The organism is Mesorhizobium sanjuanii, from assembly GCF_002529485.1.
Lineage (GTDB): Bacteria > Pseudomonadota > Alphaproteobacteria > Rhizobiales > Rhizobiaceae > Mesorhizobium > Mesorhizobium sanjuanii.
Window position 1 is genome coordinate 1 of sequence record NZ_NWQG01000041.1, and the last position, 19,198, is coordinate 19,198.

General features: G+C 62.4%; 18 protein-coding genes and 1 pseudogene. 11 read left to right on the forward strand and 8 right to left on the reverse strand.

Annotation, left to right across the window (positions count from 1 at the left end; translation table 11 throughout):
• From CN311_RS07395 to CN311_RS07415, 5 genes and pseudogenes are all read right to left on the reverse strand, one after another.
• Positions 1 to 908 (reverse strand): shikimate dehydrogenase family protein (locus CN311_RS07395; RefSeq protein WP_097572679.1); only part of this gene is annotated, 908 nt, incomplete at its 3' end.
• A gap of 100 nt (positions 909 to 1,008) precedes the next feature.
• Entirely contained in the window at positions 1,009 to 1,653 is a 645-nt protein-coding gene (locus CN311_RS07400) for a glucose-6-phosphate isomerase (RefSeq protein ID WP_097572680.1), read from the reverse strand.
• A gap of 61 nt (positions 1,654 to 1,714) precedes the next feature.
• Positions 1,715 to 2,479 (reverse strand): SDR family oxidoreductase, encoded by a 765-nt coding sequence (locus CN311_RS07405; protein ID WP_097572681.1) that lies wholly within the window; start codon positions 2,477 to 2,479, stop codon positions 1,715 to 1,717.
• Between the two features lie 41 nt (positions 2,480 to 2,520).
• Positions 2,521 to 2,634 (reverse strand): annotated as a pseudogene (locus CN311_RS33335) (3-oxoacyl-ACP reductase); the annotation flags it as partial.
• A 314-nt stretch (positions 2,635 to 2,948) separates the two neighbouring features.
• Positions 2,949 to 4,034, reverse strand: coding sequence for a LacI family DNA-binding transcriptional regulator (locus tag CN311_RS07415; protein WP_097572682.1), 1,086 nt, complete (start codon positions 4,032 to 4,034; stop codon positions 2,949 to 2,951).
• 307 nt (positions 4,035 to 4,341) lie between these two features.
• Between CN311_RS07415 and CN311_RS07425 the strand changes: the two genes are divergently transcribed.
• The 8 genes from CN311_RS07425 to CN311_RS07460 all read left to right on the forward strand — a co-directional run bounded on the left by CN311_RS07425 (position 4,342) and on the right by CN311_RS07460 (position 13,964).
• Entirely contained in the window at positions 4,342 to 5,439 is a 1,098-nt protein-coding gene (locus tag CN311_RS07425) for a sugar ABC transporter substrate-binding protein (RefSeq protein ID WP_097572684.1), read from the forward strand.
• Positions 5,440 to 5,543: 104 nt separating this feature from the next.
• Positions 5,544 to 6,557: an ABC transporter permease gene (locus CN311_RS07430; RefSeq protein WP_245440771.1), complete on the forward strand. Its 1,014-nt coding sequence runs from the start codon at positions 5,544 to 5,546 to the stop codon at positions 6,555 to 6,557.
• Positions 6,554 to 8,098 (forward strand): sugar ABC transporter ATP-binding protein, encoded by a 1,545-nt coding sequence (locus CN311_RS07435; protein ID WP_097572685.1) that lies wholly within the window; start codon positions 6,554 to 6,556, stop codon positions 8,096 to 8,098. The genes CN311_RS07430 and CN311_RS07435 overlap by 4 nt, the downstream gene beginning before the upstream one ends.
• The gene (locus tag CN311_RS07440; protein WP_097572686.1) at positions 8,095 to 9,054 is read left to right on the forward strand and encodes an ABC transporter permease; all 960 of its coding nucleotides are present in this window, start codon (positions 8,095 to 8,097) and stop codon (positions 9,052 to 9,054) included. Before CN311_RS07435 ends, CN311_RS07440 begins: the two co-directional genes overlap by 4 nt.
• A gap of 16 nt (positions 9,055 to 9,070) precedes the next feature.
• Positions 9,071 to 9,859 carry an SDR family NAD(P)-dependent oxidoreductase gene (locus tag CN311_RS07445; protein ID WP_097572687.1) on the forward strand — a complete coding sequence of 263 codons (789 nt, stop codon included), beginning with the start codon at positions 9,071 to 9,073 and terminating at the stop codon, positions 9,857 to 9,859.
• A 363-nt stretch (positions 9,860 to 10,222) separates the two neighbouring features.
• Positions 10,223 to 11,278 carry a sugar ABC transporter substrate-binding protein gene (locus tag CN311_RS07450; protein ID WP_097572688.1) on the forward strand — a complete coding sequence of 352 codons (1,056 nt, stop codon included), beginning with the start codon at positions 10,223 to 10,225 and terminating at the stop codon, positions 11,276 to 11,278.
• A 29-nt stretch (positions 11,279 to 11,307) separates the two neighbouring features.
• A complete protein-coding gene (locus tag CN311_RS07455) occupies positions 11,308 to 12,963 on the forward strand; it encodes a sugar ABC transporter ATP-binding protein (RefSeq protein ID WP_165779622.1) in 1,656 nt (551 codons plus the stop codon).
• Positions 12,960 to 13,964, forward strand: a complete 1,005-nt coding sequence (locus CN311_RS07460; RefSeq protein ID WP_097572690.1) for an ABC transporter permease — start codon at positions 12,960 to 12,962, stop codon at positions 13,962 to 13,964. The genes CN311_RS07455 and CN311_RS07460 overlap by 4 nt, the downstream gene beginning before the upstream one ends.
• 126 nt (positions 13,965 to 14,090) lie before the next feature.
• Here the strand turns inward: CN311_RS07460 and CN311_RS33340 are convergent, their stop codons facing one another.
• Entirely contained in the window at positions 14,091 to 14,225 is a 135-nt protein-coding gene (locus tag CN311_RS33340; protein ID WP_245440772.1) for a DUF930 domain-containing protein, read from the reverse strand.
• A gap of 187 nt (positions 14,226 to 14,412) precedes the next feature.
• Between CN311_RS33340 and CN311_RS07465 the strand changes: the two genes are divergently transcribed.
• From CN311_RS07465 to CN311_RS07475, 3 genes are all read left to right on the forward strand, one after another.
• Positions 14,413 to 15,639 (forward strand): PQQ-dependent sugar dehydrogenase, encoded by a 1,227-nt coding sequence (locus tag CN311_RS07465; protein ID WP_097572691.1) that lies wholly within the window; start codon positions 14,413 to 14,415, stop codon positions 15,637 to 15,639.
• Positions 15,640 to 15,908: 269 nt separating this feature from the next.
• Positions 15,909 to 16,976, forward strand: coding sequence for a pyridoxal phosphate-dependent aminotransferase (locus tag CN311_RS07470; RefSeq protein ID WP_245440773.1), 1,068 nt, complete (start codon positions 15,909 to 15,911; stop codon positions 16,974 to 16,976).
• A gap of 48 nt (positions 16,977 to 17,024) precedes the next feature.
• Positions 17,025 to 17,930: an allantoinase PuuE gene (locus tag CN311_RS07475; protein ID WP_097572692.1), complete on the forward strand. Its 906-nt coding sequence runs from the start codon at positions 17,025 to 17,027 to the stop codon at positions 17,928 to 17,930.
• Positions 17,931 to 17,983: 53 nt separating this feature from the next.
• Here the strand turns inward: CN311_RS07475 and CN311_RS07480 are convergent, their stop codons facing one another.
• Together CN311_RS07480 and CN311_RS07485 are read right to left on the reverse strand one after the other, a co-directional pair.
• Positions 17,984 to 18,886: an SMP-30/gluconolactonase/LRE family protein gene (locus CN311_RS07480; protein WP_165779623.1), complete on the reverse strand. Its 903-nt coding sequence runs from the start codon at positions 18,884 to 18,886 to the stop codon at positions 17,984 to 17,986.
• A 115-nt stretch (positions 18,887 to 19,001) separates the two neighbouring features.
• Positions 19,002 to 19,198, reverse strand: a 197-nt coding sequence (locus CN311_RS07485) for a glycine cleavage T C-terminal barrel domain-containing protein (RefSeq protein WP_133117149.1), incomplete at its 5' end; no start/stop codon positions are given.

The window sequence follows — 19,198 nt, forward strand, 5'->3', positions numbered from 1 at the left end:
TTGGGACCCGAGGTTGGGATCGCCACATCGAAAACCTCGGCGATGACCTGCGTCCAGCCGTGCAAGAAATAGGTCCAGCCGTCTTCGATCCGCAGCCGGCGCACACTCTGCTGGCGCCGCGCCTGGTCGAGGAAGATGAGATCGCCACGATAGTTCAGATCCCAGGCGATGCCCCGCTTCGGAAAAATACCGGCGTCGGTGATCGGCGACCCTGGCGCATCCTTGCCGAGCCCGGTCGCGTTGATAACGAGTGATCCCGGCTTCAGCCCAGCCATCGCCCGGTCATTGAGCTCGGGGCGATCCGCGAGCACATATTCAACAGGAACCGGTGAGCCGAGACCGGCATGGATGCGCGCGAGATGATCGAGACGTGGCTGCGATCGGTTCGTCACGACGATGCGCGACGGCACATCGGCGCCGCGTTCCTTGCGCTTCAGATGCCAGGTCAGGGCAATGGTCGACCCGCCGGCTCCCATCGACAGCACCTCGGCCGCCGACTCCGCGAAGTAGCCGGGATCGATGAACCCGTCGATCGACAGCCCCGACGAAATCGGGTCCTTCGCGTGGCACACGAGCTGACCATCCCGTTTCGAGAGACAGCTGGTTTCATGCATCAGGCGTGCATGCGGATCGGTCACGTCGAAGAGGTCGCGCGCGGCGTTGAACAGATCGATCTTGTGCGTGGTGACCAGTGCGCCAAGCGAAAGAGGATCGGATTTGATGAAAGAGACGACGTCGCGATAGCTCGCCGGGTCTGCATGAAGTGGGAAATCGATCCCCTTGATGACAGCGTCCTTCAGCCCGAGATAGCGCGCCCAGGCCGGGAACACTCGCATGATCGAGCTCTTGGCCGTCGTCACACCGATGAAGTAGAAGGTCGGCTGGCTCGCAGGCCGGTAGCGGCTCATCGCGCGACCTCCCGAAACGGTCCGTCAGCGAAAAAGGGCGATCGTTCAACAAACATCCTGAGGACGACGCGAAGTGCCATTGTCTTTTCTAAGAGCCCGATCACGCTGGCGCCCCGGCGTTTCGTGACGCATACAGTCTGGCAATGGTCGTGGCATCACGGGGTTGCCAGGCGGGATTGTCGACCGTCTTCCAGCCTCCTGCGCCATCGTCGACAACACGCGACCGCATGCCGCCGGAACGGGCGATGATTTCGTAGTCCTGGCCGGAATCGGCTGGATAGCAGAACAGCATGACCAGATCGACGTTGCCGGTATTCACCGACCGGTGGATCCAGAAAGGCGGCACGTAGCAGACGGTTAGTTCATCGATCGGCACGATGCGGACCTCACCTTCCGGGGACTCCATGAGCATCAGCCCGCGGCCATTTCGGCCATAGTAGATTTCGGGTCTGTCCGGCTGCTGGTGAATGTGGCCGCGTGTCATGAAGTACTCGTCGCCCACCTTGCCAGGTGACATCCGGGTCACGCCGAATATCAGGTCGCCAACGTCTTCGCGCGGCCTGAACTCGGAAACCTCGTAGACGACCCGGTCGTGCCACTCGGCACGCATCGCGTCGAAAGCCGGCCTGTCGGCATAGAGGCCGTCGAGCTCGCCAAACCGCTTCTGGTATCGGCCGGTGGCATTAGACAAGCTACCGGCGACCGGATCGACGGTGCAGCCGACGGGCTCAAACAAGTTGATCAATCTTCACCTCATAACCGTTTTGATTTGGCGTCATTCGCAACCGGTGGTTGGAACATGACCTTCATGTAATCGTGTACCCGCCGTCGATGACGAGATTGGCGCCGTTGATCATCGCGGCGGCGTCGCTTGCCAGATAGAGGATCGACGCGGCTATCTCCCCCGGCTTGGCGAACCGGCGGGTGGGTATTGCCGCACGTGCGCGCTCCCCCTTTTCGCCGGCCCAACCGCTAAGGCCGAGCTCCGTTTCGACCACAGTCGGCGACACGGCATTCACGGTCACCCCGCGTGGTCCCCATTCCAGTGCCATGCATTTCGTCATCCCGACGATTCCAGCCTTGCTGGCGCAATAGGCGACATGGCCTTCGATTCCGATGATGGCGGCTTGCGAGGCCATGTTGACGATGCGGCCGAACCCGCGTGCCAGCATCCCCGGCGCAAATGCGCGCGCTACCAGGAAGGCCCCTTTCAGGTTGATGTCGAGCGTGCGGTCCCATTCGGCGGTGGGGTATCTTTCGGCAGGTGCAAGCGGACCTATTCCGGCGTTGTTGACCAGTATGTCTATCCGGCCGAAGGCCCTTGTCACCGATTCCGCCATTTTCTCGACGGCAGGCTCATCAGTGACATCGACAACATAGGCGAGATGCCGTTCGCCCAGCGCGGCGGCTGTTTCGATCACCTTCGGGTCACGATCGGCCAGCGCGACCAACGCTCCGCGCGCCGAAAACGCCTCGGCCACCGCCATGCCAATTCCGGCGGCAGCGCCGGTCACCACAACCGTCTTACCTGAGAAATCGAGTAAATCGGATGCTGCTTCGACACCGGCCATATTCAATGCTCCTGACGCGTGTGGGTGATCACCCGCACGGTGATCACTCGCGCTCCGGCTTCGCCAAGAGCGCATGCGCATTCAAGGCCGATTCCATGGCTGCCGCCGCTGACAAGCGCCGCCCTGCCATCCAGCCTGAACCGATCTGTGTACACGCGCTCCTCCCGAAGCGTCCGGGCGAGCTTCCCCGTAACGCAGCTTTCATTTCTGTAATGAGACTACCTAGATTTTTCGGTGTCAATAGGCCGGTCGCTTCAAATAGAGGCCGTTATACAGAACTGTGAGAGAGATGCACACGGGATTTATAACGCTTCTGGATCCATTATGTAGTAAAAGTACCGAAAAGGCGGTCGGCACTCCGCGAGCTAGGCGCATGAATTGCAGCGGCAGGTTGGGCTGCACGCGCGATCATGGAAGGAAAGGCGTCGCCGACTGGGTGAACCGGTGGTAGCGTTCGCATGCCGCCGGGCTAGGACCGTAGATCCCTGTTGGTTGTCCCACGCTCTATCAGCTTCGCCGAGACGACGACGGGTTTTGTCGCCAGCGGCTTGCCGTTCGCGGCTGACAGCACGATCGAAATCGTCTCGTCCACCATGGCCGCCGCATCAGGCGTGAAAGTCGTGAGGCCGACCGAAGCCCAGGATGCGGCGGGAATATCATCGAAGCCCGCCACGAGGACGTCGTCCGGCACCCGCAGGACCAGCCGCTCTCTGAGCGCGTCGATTGCACCGATAGCCAGCAGGTCGTTGGCGCAGAACAGCGCATCGGGACGGGATGGGCCGCTGAACATGCTCAGCGCGGCCGCGAAACCACCCTCGTAGCGGTAGTCGCCGCGCGCAACAGTCGGCGGGCCGGCGCCCCTCTCCCGGAGCCGTTCCTCGTATCCTTCCCGGCGCCGCGCGCTTGCCGGGCTGGTCGACGGACCCGAGATGAAGCCGAACGAGCGGGCGCCGCGCGCTATGAACAGATCGGCGATCTGTCGCCCAGCCTCGAAATTCTCGCTCGACACCGACGTGACCCATTCGTTGTTGACCGCTGTGTTGAACGCAATCACCGGGATTTTCAACTTGGCGAGCGTGGCGGCACCAGCCGGTGACAGGATCGCCAGCGCGCTGACGATGGCGTCGACCCGATAGCTCGCCAGCTTTGGGATGACGTCGTCCAGCGCGTGATCGTTTGGAATGTGTAACAGCAACACCTGATGACCAGCAGCCTGGAACCTGATCATGAACTCTTCGAGGACGGTCGAATAGAATGGGTTGTAGAGTCCTCCGACCACGATGGCGACGAGGTTCGACTTGTGGGTGAGCATGATCCTGGGGATGAGACTCGGCCGATAGTCGAGTCGCTCCGCCGCTTCCAGCACTTTCTTACGCGTGCTCTCGGAGACCTTGCTGCTGCCGCTGAAGGTACGCGACACCTGCGATTGCGAGACGCCCGCGACACGCGCGACGTCAACCGACGATGCGTATTTCTTGAAGGTCCCGCCGGGCCAGTCCTGGTCCGGCGACGCATCCGCTGCCCCCAGCGTCGCGGCCTTCTTCTCAGCCGTCATCTCACGTCTTCCCCGCAACCAACAATCGTCCGTACCGCTTTGCATGCGAGCCGCCAACCCTGACTCGGCTTATTCTTTTGCCGCCGCGCTGACTGGGCATTGACAGTGTTTTTGGGCCGTGCATAGCTATGCATCGTTGGATTGGCTTCGTCAATGTGCGACTTGGTGCGGTGCAGGCGTTTGGCGCGAACAGCCATTGGACGCCCAGAAAGCAGGACGCCACCGCAGACGCCCTGGAGCACACTGCCGACCTGGAGGAGGAGGAGGACGCCAGGCCAAGGCGGCCTCCGTTCGGGAGGAGTGACCTATGGTGAGGAAGACCGCTACAACTGTGTTTGGCCGTCCGTTCGGACGGCGTGAATTTTTGAAGGGCGCCACGCTGCTCGGAGCGGCCGGCGCATTTCCCGCAATCGTCACACGCCGCGCTTTTGCGCAGGACAAGCCAACCGTCGTCAACTCGATCCGGTCGCTGTCCAACCCTTACCACGCGACGTGGAACAAGGGTGGCGAAGCTTTCGCCAAGTCGGTCGGCGCCGAATATGTGACGCTGGTGACCGAAGGCAACAGCGAGAAGGGCATCGCCGACATCAAGGCGATCCTGGCCAAGACCGGCGGCAATTGCGTCATCAATGTCGACCCCAATGACAGTCCGGATGCCCGTCCGATCGTGGAGGCCTGCAAAGCGGCGGGAGCCTCCGTCGTGACCCAGTGGAACAAGCCCGCCGATCTGCATCCATGGGACTTCGACCCGAATTATGTCGCGCACATTTCGTTCAGCGGCGTGCCCTACGGCAAGGCGATGGCCGAGGCTCTTATCAAGGCGATGGGTGGCAAGGGTGGAATCGTGGCGCTCGGCGGCATCGAGTCCAACGTGCCGGCCATCGAACGCAAGGCCGGCCTGGAAGAGGCACTCAAAGCCAATCCCGGCGTGAAGCTGCTCGATATGCAGGTGGCCAACTGGTCGGCGACCGAAGCGCTGGAAAAGACCAATGCCTGGCTGACGCAGTTCGGCGACGAAATCGGCGGCATCTGGGCGGCCAACGACGATATGGCGCTTGCCGCCGTCGAGGCGCTGCGTGCTGACGGCCGTGCTGGCAAGGTGCCGGTCACCGGCGTCGACGGCATCCAACTCGCCGTGGAGGCCATATTGAAGGGCGAACTGGCCGGCACAGTCGCTTGGGACCCGTACTGGCAAGGAGGCATGGGGCTGTCGATCGGCTACCACGCCAAGACCGGCAAGTTCGATCCGTCCAAGGAAGGCAAGGAACACCGCGAATTCTACGGCACCGGCGTTATCATCACGGCCGAGAACGCGCAGTCTTTCTACGACAGCAACATCAAGTCCGAACCGAAGCTTGACTGGAACGACATCTGGGGCCGTGTCAGCGGGCAGATCAAGTACTGAACCGACGGGCGCGGCCGGTTATGCCGCCCGCGCCCCCTTTCCGCCCCGTGGCGGCATTTCATGCACTGCGGCCGAGCCGCGGTGCCTGCTTCGATCGGCAGCCCATGACGAGCACCCAAAGCACATCCGCGACCTCAGCGCTCCCCGACGCGGCGCCCGCAAAGCGTGTTGGCCGTTTCCGGCTGGCGTCGTGGGCGCCGGTGATCGTGCTCGTCCTGCTCTGCATCATCATCGCGATTATCAATCCGAACTTTCTGAGCTTCGGCAATTTCGTGCGTATCAGCCAGTCAGCGATGATCCCGCTGGTGCTCGGTCTTGGCGCAACCTTCATCATCCTGATGGGCTCGATCGACCTCTCGGTCGAAGGTGTGCTGACGCTCGCGGCCGTCATCCTGTCGATGCTGGTGCTGAATGGCGCCAACGGCAATGACTACGGGCTGCTCGCGCTGCTGGCAGTGCTGGTGATCGGCGCCGCCGTGGGTTTCGTCAACGGCGTCATCCACGTCAAGTTGAAGGTGCCGTCGTTCATGACGACACTCGGCACCTGGTTCATCGGTGTCGGTGCCGCCAATGCCTTGCTCGGCGGCATGGCGATCCGCATCAACGATCCAATGATCCGCGGGCTGGCAATCGAGCGCTTCCTCGGTTTCCCACGGGGGGTGTGGCTGGCGCTCGCCTGCCTCGGCGTGGCGCTCGTCATCCAGAACTACACGCGGCTCGGCCGCCATATCTATGCGTTGGGCGGTGGCGAGGAGCTGGCGGCGCTGTCGGGAATTTCGGTGGCGCGTGTGCGTATCATGGCGTTCACGCTCGCTGGTGTCTTTTACGCCATAGGCGGCATCCTGGCGGCTGCGCAGCTCGGCCTCGGCAATGCACAGATCGGCAATGGCCGCCTGTTCACCACGGTCACCGCGGTCGTCGTCGGCGGCACCGCGCTATCCGGCGGCCAGGGCAGTGTGCTGCAGACGTTGGTTGGTGTGCTGATCGTCGTGGTGCTCGCCAACGGCATGGTGCTTATGGGCGTGCCGCCGAGCGTGCAGATCGGCGTGCAAGGTCTGATGATCATCGCCGCGGTCGCCCTCTCGATTGACCGCAAGCTGATGCGGATCGTCAAATGAACGCGCCGGCATCCGAGCCCGTGCTGTCGCTTGTCCCCGTGCTGTCGCTTGTCAATGTCGACAAGCGCTTTCCCGGTGTCCATGCGCTCAAACAGGTCTCGATCGAACTGCGGCCGGGAGAAGTCGTCGGGCTTATCGGCGAAAACGGCGCCGGCAAGTCAACGCTGATGAAGATCCTCTCCGGCGTCTATCAGCATGATGCCGGCGAGATAAGGGTGGGCGGTCGCCCAACCCGTTTCCTCGACGCCGCGGACGCCAACAGCCAGGGCATCGGCATGGTCTTCCAGGAGCAGTCGCTGCTCACCAACCTTTCCGTCGGAGAAAATATCTACCTCGGCAACGAGGAGCAGTTCACCCGCTTCGGCATCGTGAACTGGCGCACGCTCTACGATGCGGCCGCCCGGCAACTCGCCAAGGTGAAGGTCGACGTCGACCCGCGCGCGCGCTCCGAAGAGCTGGACTTTGCTTCGCGGCAGATGGTTGAGCTCGCCAAGGCGCTGACGCTCGAGGAACGAGGGGCCGGGCATCTGATCATCCTGCTCGACGAGCCGACATCCGTTCTCGAGCGCGCCGAGATCGAGATCCTGTTTGCGCGCGTACGGGCGCTGAAGTCACGCGCCTCGTTCATCTTCGTTTCGCACCGGCTGGACGAAGTGCTGGAACTGTCCGACCGCATCTACGTGATGAAGGACGGCGCCGTGGTCGCCGAACGCAAGGCAGGCGACGCAGACGTCAACGAGTTGCATCACCTCATGGTCGGCCGCAGCCTGCAGGCGGAGTATTACCGAGAGCCGCTGCAAAAACCCTATCGCGCGGAGATCGCGGTGGAGGCTCACGGCCTGTCGCTCACCGGCGCCTACCGGGATGTCTCGTTTCAGCTGCACCGAGGCGAGATTCTTGGCATCGCCGGGGTCATCGGCTCGGGGCGCGAGGAGCTGACACGCACCCTCGCCGGCTTCGCGCCGCATGATGGCGGTCGTCTTGTTGTCAACGGCCGCGAGGTGACGCTACGCACCCCGGCCGAGGCGGTAGACAGCGGTATCGGCTACATTCCACGTGAGCGGCGCGTGGAAGGGTTGGTGCTGTTCCTGCCGGTTGCGGCGAACATCACGCTCGCCGACCTCGAAAGCCTGAGCCGACACGGCCTGATCGATGCGCACGAGGAACGGCGGCTGGCGACCAGCTGGGTCGAGCGCCTCAAGGTCCGTACGCCCGGCATCAACACGCTCTGCCTCAATCTGTCGGGCGGCAACCAGCAGAAGGTCGTGCTGGCGAAATGGCTGAACGCCAAGGCGAAGGTGCTGATCCTCGACCATCCGACGCGCGGGCTCGATGTCGGCGCCAAGGAAGAGGTCTACGAACTCGTCCGCGCGGTGACCACGGAAGGCCTCGCCGTCATCCTGACCTCGGACACGCTGGAAGAAACCATCGGTCTCAGCCATACGGTGCTGGTGATGCGCGATGGCGAAATCACCCACCGGACCTCCGCCAATCCCGGCGCAAAGCCGCGCCAGGTCGACCTGATTGGACACATGGTATGAGCGCATTTGCCGACAGGTTGGGCAGCGACCGGTTGCGGCAATGGCTGCCGCTGGCGACGCTGATAATCCTGGTCATCCTGGTGGGAACGCTGCAGCCGGTCTTCCTGCAACCGGCCACGCTGCTGCAACTCGCCAGCGACACCGCCGTACTGTTCATCCTCGCCACCGGCGTCACTTTCGTTATCATGCTCGGCGGCATAGACCTGTCGATCCAGTCGATGGCGTCGCTGGCCAGCGTCGTCGTCGCGCTCACGGTCGCACCGCTTGGTTACGGTGCCTTCGTTCTGGCGATCGGGCTCGGCCTCATGGCCGGGCTGCTTTCCGGCATCGCACATGTCCGGCTGAAGATACCGTCCTTCATCGCCACACTGGCGATGGGCGGCGTGCTCTACAGCACTGCGCTGGTCATCTCGCGCGAACGCTCGATCATGCTGCCCGACATCGAGCGCTCCTACCAGAGCTGGATCACGGGAACGATCTTCGGTGTACCGGGCGTGATCGTCATCGGGCTCGTCGTGCTCGCGGTCGCGCATGTTCTGCAAGCCCATACCCGCTTCGGACGCTACAGCGCGGCCATCGGCGCCGGCGAACCGGCGGCCTATGCCTCGGGTGTCAAGGTCGGTCGGCAGAAGATTTTCGCGTTCGTGCTGTCGGGAGGATTCGCTGCGCTCGCCGGCGTCGTTCTTGCCGGCAGGCTTGCGAGCGGCTCGCCGACGCTTGCCGCGGAGCTGCTCTTGCCGTCGATCGCCGCCGTCGTGGTCGGTGGCACCGCCATTACCGGCGGCGTCGGCAGCATCTGGCGCACGTTGGTCGGCGCGCTCATCATTTCGGTCGTGCGCATTGGCATGACGTTTCTCGGCGTCAATATCTTTGCCCAGAACATCGTCTTCGGCGTCGTTCTGATCGCGGCGGTTGCCATAACCATCGACCGATCGAAGATACCAATCGTCAAATAAGCGTGGAGACTCCGGCATGGACATGCATCTCAGCGGCAAGGTTGCCGTGATCACCGGCGGCAGCGTCGGGATCGGACTGGCGATCGCCAACGCACTCGCCGAAGAAGGGGTCGACATCGTCATGGCGGCGAGGCAAGGCGACCGCCTCAAGGACGAGGCTGCGAAAGTCGCCAAGGCGCACGGCATCAAGACGCTGCCGGTTGTCTGCGACGTCGCCACCGCGGCCGGCTGCGACACGCTGATCGCCGCGACCGAAGCGTTCGGCGGCGCCGACATACTGATCAACAATGCCGGCTCGGGAAGCAACGAGACGATCCTGGAGGCGCCCGACGAAAAGTGGCAGCACTACTGGGAACTGCACGTCATGGCGGCGGTCCGCCTGGCGCGCGGCATCGTGCCGGGGATGAAGCGGCGCGGCGGCGGCGTCGTGCTGCACAACGCCTCGATCTGCGCGACGCAGCCGCTCTGGTACGAGCCGATCTACAACGTCACCAAATCGGCGTTGATGATGTTTTCAAAGACGCTCGCCAACGAGGTGGTCAAGGACAACATCCGGGTCAACACCGTCAATGCGGGCCTGATCCTCACGCCTGACTGGATCAAGACCGCCAAGCAGCTGACCTCCGACAAGGGCGGTGACTGGGAAGCCTATCTGCAGGGCGTCGCCGACGAGTATGCCCCGATCCGGCGCTTCGGCAAGCCCGAGGAGTTGGCGGCCTTCTTCGTGTTCCTGTGCTCTGACCGCGCGTCTTATTCCGTCGGCTCCACCTATCATGTCGATGGCGGCATGTTGAAAACCGTCTGAGCCGCAACTGCCTGCCTGCCGCCGTAAGCGGTTTCCAAACCCACCACCCGCTTCACCGATTTCGCAACTTTGGTCATGTAGCAAAAATACATAAACCATATCAAAGCTACATAGTCGAGTGACGCAACTGACCAAAAGATCGCGACATCACATCGATTCTTTGTTTCTTCAGTTCTATTCGGACTTGTAACAGAAATAAAATGTAGTAACAGTACCGATCGGGGAGGACATACGTGATCGAGCTCCAACCCGGCTGACGACCTGAAGAAGGGAGGCGGCAAAACCCAGGCCGATGAGGAGGAGGCCAGTCGCCTCGCCACTTTGATTTCGGCACAACACAGCAACGGTTCGGGAGGAACCCCTATGAAAATGTTCTTTGAGGAAACTGCCTCGGCAGGCCGCCATGCGGCTTTTGTCATGGTCTCTCTTGCGGCCTTCATGGCCGGCAACGCTGCATTGGCGGAAGGGATGGATCCGATCGCGGGGCGCCCGCAGCCGGTGGCGAATGACGGCGGCGTCAAGGCGAAAATCGCCATGATCGGTTTCGCCAACAACCCGTACTGGGTGGCGGTGCAAAAGGGCGCCGAGACCGCCAATGAGGTGCTAGGCCCGCGCGGGGGCGAAGTGAAGTGGATCGTCGCCGGCGCCAATATCGATGTGCCGACGGTCAATCAGGCCATCAACGCTGCCGCCATCCAGGGCTACAATGGCATCGGCTTCTTCATTGCCGGCGAAGGCAATTGCACCGTGCTGAAAGACATGGTCGCCAAGAAGATCTCGATGGGCGCCTACAACACGCTGTTTCCGTGCGTCGAGCAAGCCGGCGGCGTGATCAACTATGCGCAGGACCAGATCAAGGCTGGCCAGAACGCCGCCGCCGAGCTGATCAAGTCGGTGGGCGACAAGCCCGGCAAGGTCGGCATCATCGTCAGCCAGTTCACCGCCCCGGGCTCCGAGCAGCGTCGCCAGGGCTTTCTGGAAGGGCTGAAGGGCAGCAAGATCACACCGGTCAATGATGGCGTCGAAGCAAAGGACTCCGCCGGCACGACATTCTCCGCGGCCAAGGACTTCCTCACCTCCACGCCGGACCTGGTCGCGATCTACGCCACCGCGGGCGGTCCATTCGGCGCGGCGCAGGCCGTCAAGGCCGCCGGGAAGCAGGACAGCATCAAGGTGGTCGGTTACGACTTCACCCAGGAGAACATCGCCGCCATCCGCGACGGAAGCATGTATGGCGCAACCGGTCAGGACGAGTTCGGCCAAGGCTACAATGTTGCGATTTCATTGTTCAACAACATCGTGGCGCAGCAAAAGCCGGAACAGGTTCTGCAGCCTGCGATCAGCCTGTTCATGACCAAGGAGAATGTCGACAAGCTCGATCCGGCCTTGCTTCCGGTGGGAACCGTTCCTCACCTCTAGGCTGTATGGGACATAGCGGTGCGAAAGACATGACTGGACCGGGGTTGCCGACGGACGCCAATACCGCATTGGAGATCACGTCCATCGGCAAGAGTTTCGGATCGGTGCATGCGCTGATCGACGTCAGCATGAGCTTCCGTTCCGGCCTCGTGACCGCGCTGCTCGGCGAGAATGGTGCGGGCAAGTCCACGCTTATCCGCATCTGCTCGGGCGAGCTTCAGCCCAGCAGCGGAGAGGTCATCATTTCAGGCGTGCCCACGATCATTTCGGGCCCGCTTGCCGCGACCGGACTTGGCATTGCCGTGGTCCACCAGGAGCCGCAGCTTGTCTCCGAGATGACGGTTGCCGAAAACATATTCCTGGCAAGGCTAAGCGCCTGTTCCGGCGCGTCGATGCATCGGCGCAGCCGGCTAGTGACGGACGCGCAAAAGCTTCTTGGCGGGTTCGGGCTGGCAAGCGACCTGCCCGACCTCGATCGAAAATGCGCCAGCCTGTCGGCCGCCGAACGCCAGCTTGTGGAGATCGCCCGCGCGCTTGCCGTCAATCCACGCGTGCTCTTCCTTGACGAACCGAATTCAAGCCTGACGCGTCGCGAGACCGACCGGCTGTTTGCGATCGTCAGACGGCTGCGCGATCAAGGCACGGCCGTCGTGCTGGTGAGCCACAGGCTGGGAGAGGTCTACGAGATCGCCGACCGGGTGGTGGTGATGCGCGACGGCCGCAAGGTCGGCGAGGGAACGGTCGAGGAGCTGCCGAAGCAGAAGGCAATCCGGTCGATGGCCGGAGAACGGCTTTCGGCGGCCGAAGTCATTCCGGACTCCGGCGCCCCGGCAACGCCGAGCGTCGACACATCCGCAACCCCCGTGCTCTCGGTCCGCGGTGCGGCCGGCCTGGCCTTCCGCAATGTCGATCTGGACATCCGCGCTGGGGAGATCGTCGGTATGGCCGGATTGGTTGGCTCGGGGCGCACGGAGATCATCCGCGCCATTATCGGCGCCGATCCGCTGCTGGCGGGCAAAATCCGTCTGCGCGGAAAGCCGGTCCGCTTCACCTCACCGCGCAAGGCGCTGCGGGGCGGCGTCGCCTTCATCAGCGAAGAGCGCCGGACGTCGATATTCTACGGCCACGACATCTGTTTCAACCTGACCTCCAACGTCCTCGAGCGCTTCGGCCGCTTCGGCTTCTTCAGCAGCCGTCAAAGAACGGAGTTCGCACAGGAAAGTGCCGACGGCATCGGCGTGAAGGCGCAGAGCGTTGCGGCGCCGATACGCTCCCTGTCCGGCGGCAACCAGCAGAAAGTGCTTCTGGCGCGCGCCCTCGCCTCGAACCCATCGCTTGTCATCCTCGACGAGCCGACACGCGGCGTCGATGTGCGCACCAAGGCCGACATGTATCACCTGATCCGCAATCTGGCGCACGTCCAGGGTCTGGCGGTGTGGTTCGTTTCATCGGAACTCGACGAGATCCTGCAGCTTGCCGACCGCATCGTCGTGGTTCGGGAAGGCCGCATCGCCGACAATCTGGAACGAGGACCGCAGGCCGCTCGCGTCGTGGCTTCCGCACTTGGAGAAACGGTCGAGGACGCCGCCGTCACGTCGCTGGTATCGAACCTGTCCTTGCCCGATGGGACCCTGCCTGAAGAGCCGCAACCCGGTTCGCATCCCCAAAAAAGGACTGTCCGATGACCTTTTCCAGCCTTAGACGTCTCCCCCTGTTCAGAGGCCAGGAAGCCGGGCTTGTCGCCGTCATCTTCGGTCTTTCGGTCGCCTTCTCGTTCTTCAATCCGAACTTCCTCAGCACCGACAATCTGAGAAACGTGCTGGTGGCGGTCGCCGTGGTCGGCATCATGTCGATCGGCCAGACCTTCGTTATCATCGCGCGGGAAATCGACCTGTCGGTGGGATCGGTCATGGGTTTGAGCGGCCTTTGCGGAGCGTATGCCATGTCGCAAGGCCTCAATCCGATACTCGGCATCTGTCTCGCAATAGCCGTGGGGGCTGCCGCCGGACTGGTCAACGGGCTGATCGTCGTCTACGGCCGCGTCAATTCCTTCATTGCGACGCTCGGAATGCTTTCGGTCGCCCGCGGCTTGACGCAGGTGATCAGCGGCGGCCTGCCGATCATGGTCGATCCGAGCGTCATGTTCATCGGCCAGGGCGCGCTCTTCGACGTGCCGGTACAGGTGCTGATCTTCGTCGGGCTCGTCATAGTCGGCCAGATCGTGCTGAAGCGCAGCGTGCTTGGCCAACGCATCATTGCCGTAGGTGACAATGACGAAGCGGCGCGGCTGAGCGGCATTCCGCTCAATGCGACCCGAGTAGCCGTGTTCGTGTTCAGCGGCGTCTTGGCGGCGGTCGCCGGCATGGTCTACACGGCGCAGGTCAGCGTCGCCGAAGCCCAGGCCGGAACGGGGTTGGAACTCGACGTGATCGCGGCCGTGGTCATCGGTGGAGCAAGTCTTTCCGGCGGGCGCGGCTCGATCCTGGGCGCCATGCTTGGCGCCTACCTGCTCGGCGCCTTGCGCAACGCCTTTATCCTGCTGGAGCTTTCGCCATTCCTGCAGCAAATGAGCGTCGGCCTCGTCATCGTGCTTGCCGCGCTTTTCGACCAGTTTCGCCAAGGCGCTTTCCGGCATGCCGGCATTGCCCAAATCCTACCCGGCCTCTTGCGCTTGCGCACGAAGTAGTGCCAACCGTCGATACAGGTGGGCACCTTTATCCGCTTATATGGCGGGACGTGCCGGTCAAAAATCATTCATTCATCACCCGAGACAGCCACTGTCCCTGTTTCCGCCGGAGCGCTCTAAATTAGTCTAAGTCAAATAGTGAATAGGGAGTCCAAGGCAGGCCCATTCGGCGGACGCGATGGCAAGTCCGACACGGAAGGTGAAGAACAAGACCGTCATCGCATTGGTGTCGATCTTGCACCGGAAGCTCAGACCTACCATGTTCTTCGCGCATGGAAAGCGGCCTTCGGGACGTCGAGTATGTCGAGTATATTGCCCACCTTCAGCGGAATAAGTGGCAGTCAGTCGGCAACAATCGCACAAAGGTCGAGGACAAACTGACCAAGAGGTGAGCCACGGGCGAAGGTTGCCGCCCGGCGCCTAGCAACAGCTGCAGAGGAACAATCTCATGCGAAACATAAATCAGGCATCTCTAGCCGGACACCGACAAAGCTGGTCTATCGCTTCTCGTGCCGCGATTGTGTCGATAATCTTCGCAGTGGCCGGGAACGCTTCCGCGCAGGATTTCAACTTGTCGCCGCCCAATGCCGTAGACCAGAAGCCCGCGTTTGCAGGTCAGACGCGCGCTCCGGTAATCAACGACAGCACCCAGTTGATAAGCACCGTGGTCGCGGAAGGCCTTGAGAACCCTTGGGGCATGGCGGAGTTGCCGGATGGCGGATGGCTTGTAACGGAACGCCCTGGACGCATGCGCCTTGTGCGACCCGAAGGGACAGTGTCTGAGCCGATCCAGGGGGTACCTGAGGTCGTGGCGCAGGGCCAAGGCGGGCTCCTCGATGTGGCCGTTCGCGATGATTTCAATGAGTCTCGGCGGGTCTGGTGGAGTTTCTCTCAGCCCCGTGGCGCTGAGGGTAGTGCGACGGCTGTCGCGACTGGGGTTCTGTCGGCCGATGGCGCGGCTCTGAGCGAGGTGCGGGTCGTCTTTCAACAGCAGCCGGCATGGCGGTCGAACTACCATTTCGGATCGCGCCTTGTCTTCGACCGCGACGGCGCATTGTTTGTTACAACGGGTGAACGAGGCCAGCAGCAGTTGGCCCAAGACGTCGGCACGCATCTTGGCAAGGTCATCAGGATCAATCCGGATGGAGGCGTGGCTCCTGGCAATCCCCAGATCGAAGGCGCCCTGCCGGAAATCTGGTCCTTCGGTCACAGGAACATGCAGGCTGCGGCGCTTGGACCGGATGGCGCGCTGTGGACGATCGAGCATGGCCCGCGTGGGGGCGACGAACTCAACCGTCCCCAGCCAGGTAAAAATTATGGCTGGCCCATCGTTACCTATGGTGAAGCTTATAGCGGAGCGCCAATCGGCGAAGGGATCACAGCCCAGGATGGCATGGAGCAGCCCATCTATTACTGGGATCCGGTAATCGCGCCGAGCGGCATGGCCTTCTACGATGGGAGCATGTTCCCTGAATGGCGAGGAAGCATCCTCGTCGGCGGGCTGTCCAGTCTATCGCTTGTACGCCTGACGCTCTCCGCTGGCCGCGTCACTGGCGAAGCTCGCTATCTGGAAGGAACTGGCCGCATTCGCGACGTGGCTGTAGCGCGTGATGGTTCGATAATGCTTTTAACTGACGATGGCGGACAGGTTCTTCGCCTGACACGCGGGAGCTAACTTACGGTAGATGGCAAAGATGCGATCATCGCGCGGGAGAACCTGATCCAGCCGAGGGCCGTTCGGACCAGGAGTCGCCGGTGGCTAGTCTAGTGCAGCGTCATTCGCGCCTGTAGAACTTCGACCTGCGAATGAGGGCCAGAATTTCGGAGCCAATGCGCAGCTAGTTTTTGCTTGTGAACGCGCAGGCGGGTTGTAGCTTGCCCATGAGCCGATCCGGCAAGGATAGTTCACAAGATGGCCGACAGCGAAATTCCCATGGACCAACCATGCCTCTGAAAGCTGCCGCTCATGTCGAGGCCATGTCCGCCTTCGCCTTGGCAAGTTTCGGCGGCTACGACCGGACAACCCTTGCCCAGAACGAGAGCGCTTTTCCGCCCAGCCCCAAAGCGATCGCTGCCGGCCAGGACGCGATTGCCCGCAGCCATCTCTATCCTGACCCGGACTGGACGGCGCTGCGTGAGGCGATCGCGCGGGGCTATGAGGTCGAGCCCAATCTGATCTTGTGCGGCGCCGGTTCGATGGACCTGATCAGCTGCACCATCGCGGCCTTTGCGGGAAGAGGCGACGAAGTGCTGGGCACTTCCTATGCCTATAATTTCGCGGCCTCCGCCACGGCGCGCGCCGATGCTATCTATACCGGGGCCACGGAACAGGATTTCGCCGTTTCGGTCGACAGCATTCTCGCCGCAGTCAAGCCGGCAACGCGGATCGTCTTCGTCTGCAATCCCGGCAATCCCACCGGCACCCGCATCCGCAACGCCGAACTGCTGCGCTTGCGCGCCGCATTGCCGCGGGATGTGCTGCTGCTGATCGACCAGGCCTATGGCGAGTTCGACGACCAGGATCCACGGCCTGTCTTTGCGCTTGTCGCACGTGGCGATACCGTCGTGCTGCGCACGCTTTCAAAAGCCTATGGCCTGGCCGGCGCGCGCGTTGGCTGGGGGTTGTTTCCGCCTTCGGTCGCAGCCGAAGTGCGCAAGATGCAGAACTCGAACCAGGTCACAATGGCAAGCCTCGCAATGGCCGTCGCGGCCGTGGAGGACCAGGCCTATATGCGCGAGACTGTGGCTCGCACGGCGAGGATTCGCGACCGGTTCGCGCAGGATCTGAGGGCTAACGGATATCATGTACCGGAAAGCCGGACGAACTTCGTGCTGATCCGCTTCTCCGGCGAAGCCGCAGCGGGGGCCGCAGAGAAGGCCTTGCGCGGCGCCGATATCATTGTGCGCGGCCTGGCCGGCTACAGCCTTACGGACTGTTTGCGCGCGACGGTCGGCCCGCAAGAGATAATGGATCGGGCACTGCGCATACTGATCGACATGCAGGGCGGATAGTTTTGGCGACCGCATGTTTTGCGACTGAATCCTGGAGAGATTTGAGAGATGCCGCACCTGCCTGTCCGTGACTTTATCGGCTATGGCGACAAGCCGCCTTCGGCGCAGTGGCCCGGTGGGGCCAAGCTGGCCCTCAACATCGTCGTCAACTATGAGGAAGGCGCCGAATACAGCATCGGTGAAGGTGACGGCGTCTCCGAGGCGATCCTCTCGGATCTTGCCGTGTCCCCGGCGGTACCGGGTCTGCGCAACCGCAACATGGAATCGCTCTACGAATACGGCTCACGCGTCGGTATCTGGCGGCTCGCCTCGCTGTTTCAGGACAAGGACATCACCCCGACATTCTACGTGGTGGGGCGTGCGCTCGAGCTCAATCCGGCGGTCGGCAAGGCGATCGGGGCGCTTGGCAGTGATATCGTTTGCCATGGTTGGCGGTGGATCGATTATGCGCCGCTAAGCGAGGCCGAGGAGCGGAAGCATATCGCGATGACCGTCGACACCGTGCAACGGATCACCGGCATCCGTCCACTCGGTTGGTATACCGGCCGGCCCAGTCTCAACACGCGGCGGCTGGTGGTGGAGCACGGCGGTTTCCTGTTCGACTGCGACGACTACAATGACGACCTGCCCTATTTTGTCGACGTCGATGCCAAGCGGCATCTGGTCGTGCCGCACAGCTTCGACAACAATGACAGCCGGTTCTCGCGCGGCTCCGGTCTGGAGACAGGCAGCCAGTTCTTCGAATATGTCAGCGATGGGGTGGACTGGCTGCTGGCCGAAGGCGGGAAGACACCGCGCATGATGACAGTGTCGCTGCACTGCAGACTGGCGGCCCGGCCAGGCCGCATGATCGGACTCGCTCGCTTCCTCGACAAGATCAGGGCCAATCCCGACATCTGGGTCTGCCGCCGCTCCGACCTTGCCCAACACTGGCTGGATCGGTTCGGCGGCTGACGCCGTCTACCGGCCAGACGGGCGAAGCCTTCACCCGCCTGCCAATGGGCGCCCTATTTGTTTGGAACCTCGTAGACCTTGCCGTGCCAGGGCGCGGCATCGATTTGGTCAAGCGCCATCACGTAGAGCACATTCTCGTCGGGCCCGAAGGCGAAGTTCGGCATGGATGGCGACGGCACCGAAAGCGTGCGCAGCAGCTTCGCGTCCTTGTCAACGACGAGGATCTTGCCTGGCGCGTCGAGCGAGCGCGGGCTCTGACCGATATACATCTCGCCGGCCTTGTCCATCTTGATGCCGTCAGGCCAGATATGCGGCTGGTTCGGGAACAGATCGTCGAGGCGCAGGAAGACACGGCGGTTGTTCAGGCTGTGGTCGGGCTGGACGTCGAACTCGATGATCCTGTTGTCCTCGGTCTCGCCCAGGTACAGGTTTTTCCCGTCGTTCGACATGACCAGACCATTGGCATTGTGCAGGTCGCCGGCAACCTTCCTCACGCTGCCGTCCTTGCCGATATAGTAGGCCGAGGCATCGATCAGCGGTCCGCCCTTGCCGGACCCGGTGAAATAAACGCCGCCATCCTTGTCGGGCGCAAGATCATTCGGTCCGCTGAACGGATTGCCGTCCGTGTCCTTGTCATAGGCCGGCAGCGTCTTGCCGTCGGCGGAGATGCGGCCGATCGAGTTGCTGTCGTAGCAGGTGACAAGGAATTCGCCAGTGGTCGTCGGCAACACCGCCGAAGGGCCACAACCATCCATCTTCCAGAAGATTTCGTTCCTCTTGCCGTCCCACACGGTCACCGTGCCGCGGCCATATTCGACGTAGAAGAGCTTGCCCTGATACCAGATCGGACCTTCGGCGAACCACGCGTCTTCATTGATGACCTTGACGTCTCCCGCATGCGCGGAGGATGTGAGGGCCAGGGCAAATATGGTGCCCAGCAGATGCCGTTTGATCATGCGAGTCCCCTTTGTTGGCAGGCGGTCGAAATCTTCCTCGTCAGGCTTCGCCGGCGTTTCCGGCCGGCTAACGGTTTTCCTCTGTTGATTCACCGGCGAACGGATAGCCGAGCTTCTACGAGCGCAGCCGCTTGCCCTCGGGGTCAAATGGCGGATGCGGCAGCAGGATTGCCTCATGCGGCTTTCCCAGTATAGCGACCGAGACCTTGTCGCCGGCCCTGGCGGAGCCTGCCTTGACATAACCGAGCGCCAGGGACTGCTCAACGAAATAGCCGTAGGCGCCCGAAGACACCTGGCCGATCGGCGTGCCGG

Coding starts and splice junctions, on each gene's coding strand:
- CN311_RS07440 (WP_097572686.1), top strand. CDS start 8,095: ATGAGCGCATTTGCCGACAGGTTGGGCAGCGACCGGTTGCGGCAATGG.
- CN311_RS07435 (WP_097572685.1), top strand. CDS start 6,554: ATGAACGCGCCGGCATCCGAGCCCGTGCTGTCGCTTGTCCCCGTGCTG.
- CN311_RS07480 (WP_165779623.1), bottom strand. CDS start 18,886: ATGATCAAACGGCATCTGCTGGGCACCATATTTGCCCTGGCCCTCACA.
- CN311_RS07415 (WP_097572682.1), bottom strand. CDS start 4,034: ATGACGGCTGAGAAGAAGGCCGCGACGCTGGGGGCAGCGGATGCGTCG.
- CN311_RS07455 (WP_165779622.1), top strand. CDS start 11,308: ATGACTGGACCGGGGTTGCCGACGGACGCCAATACCGCATTGGAGATC.
- CN311_RS07465 (WP_097572691.1), top strand. CDS start 14,413: ATGCGAAACATAAATCAGGCATCTCTAGCCGGACACCGACAAAGCTGG.
- CN311_RS07405 (WP_097572681.1), bottom strand. CDS start 2,479: ATGGCCGGTGTCGAAGCAGCATCCGATTTACTCGATTTCTCAGGTAAG.
- CN311_RS07445 (WP_097572687.1), top strand. CDS start 9,071: ATGGACATGCATCTCAGCGGCAAGGTTGCCGTGATCACCGGCGGCAGC.
- CN311_RS07470 (WP_245440773.1), top strand. CDS start 15,909: ATGCCTCTGAAAGCTGCCGCTCATGTCGAGGCCATGTCCGCCTTCGCC.
- CN311_RS07450 (WP_097572688.1), top strand. CDS start 10,223: ATGAAAATGTTCTTTGAGGAAACTGCCTCGGCAGGCCGCCATGCGGCT.
- CN311_RS07475 (WP_097572692.1), top strand. CDS start 17,025: ATGCCGCACCTGCCTGTCCGTGACTTTATCGGCTATGGCGACAAGCCG.
- CN311_RS07430 (WP_245440771.1), top strand. CDS start 5,544: ATGACGAGCACCCAAAGCACATCCGCGACCTCAGCGCTCCCCGACGCG.
- CN311_RS07425 (WP_097572684.1), top strand. CDS start 4,342: ATGGTGAGGAAGACCGCTACAACTGTGTTTGGCCGTCCGTTCGGACGG.
- CN311_RS33340 (WP_245440772.1), bottom strand. CDS start 14,225: ATGGTAGGTCTGAGCTTCCGGTGCAAGATCGACACCAATGCGATGACG.
- CN311_RS07460 (WP_097572690.1), top strand. CDS start 12,960: ATGACCTTTTCCAGCCTTAGACGTCTCCCCCTGTTCAGAGGCCAGGAA.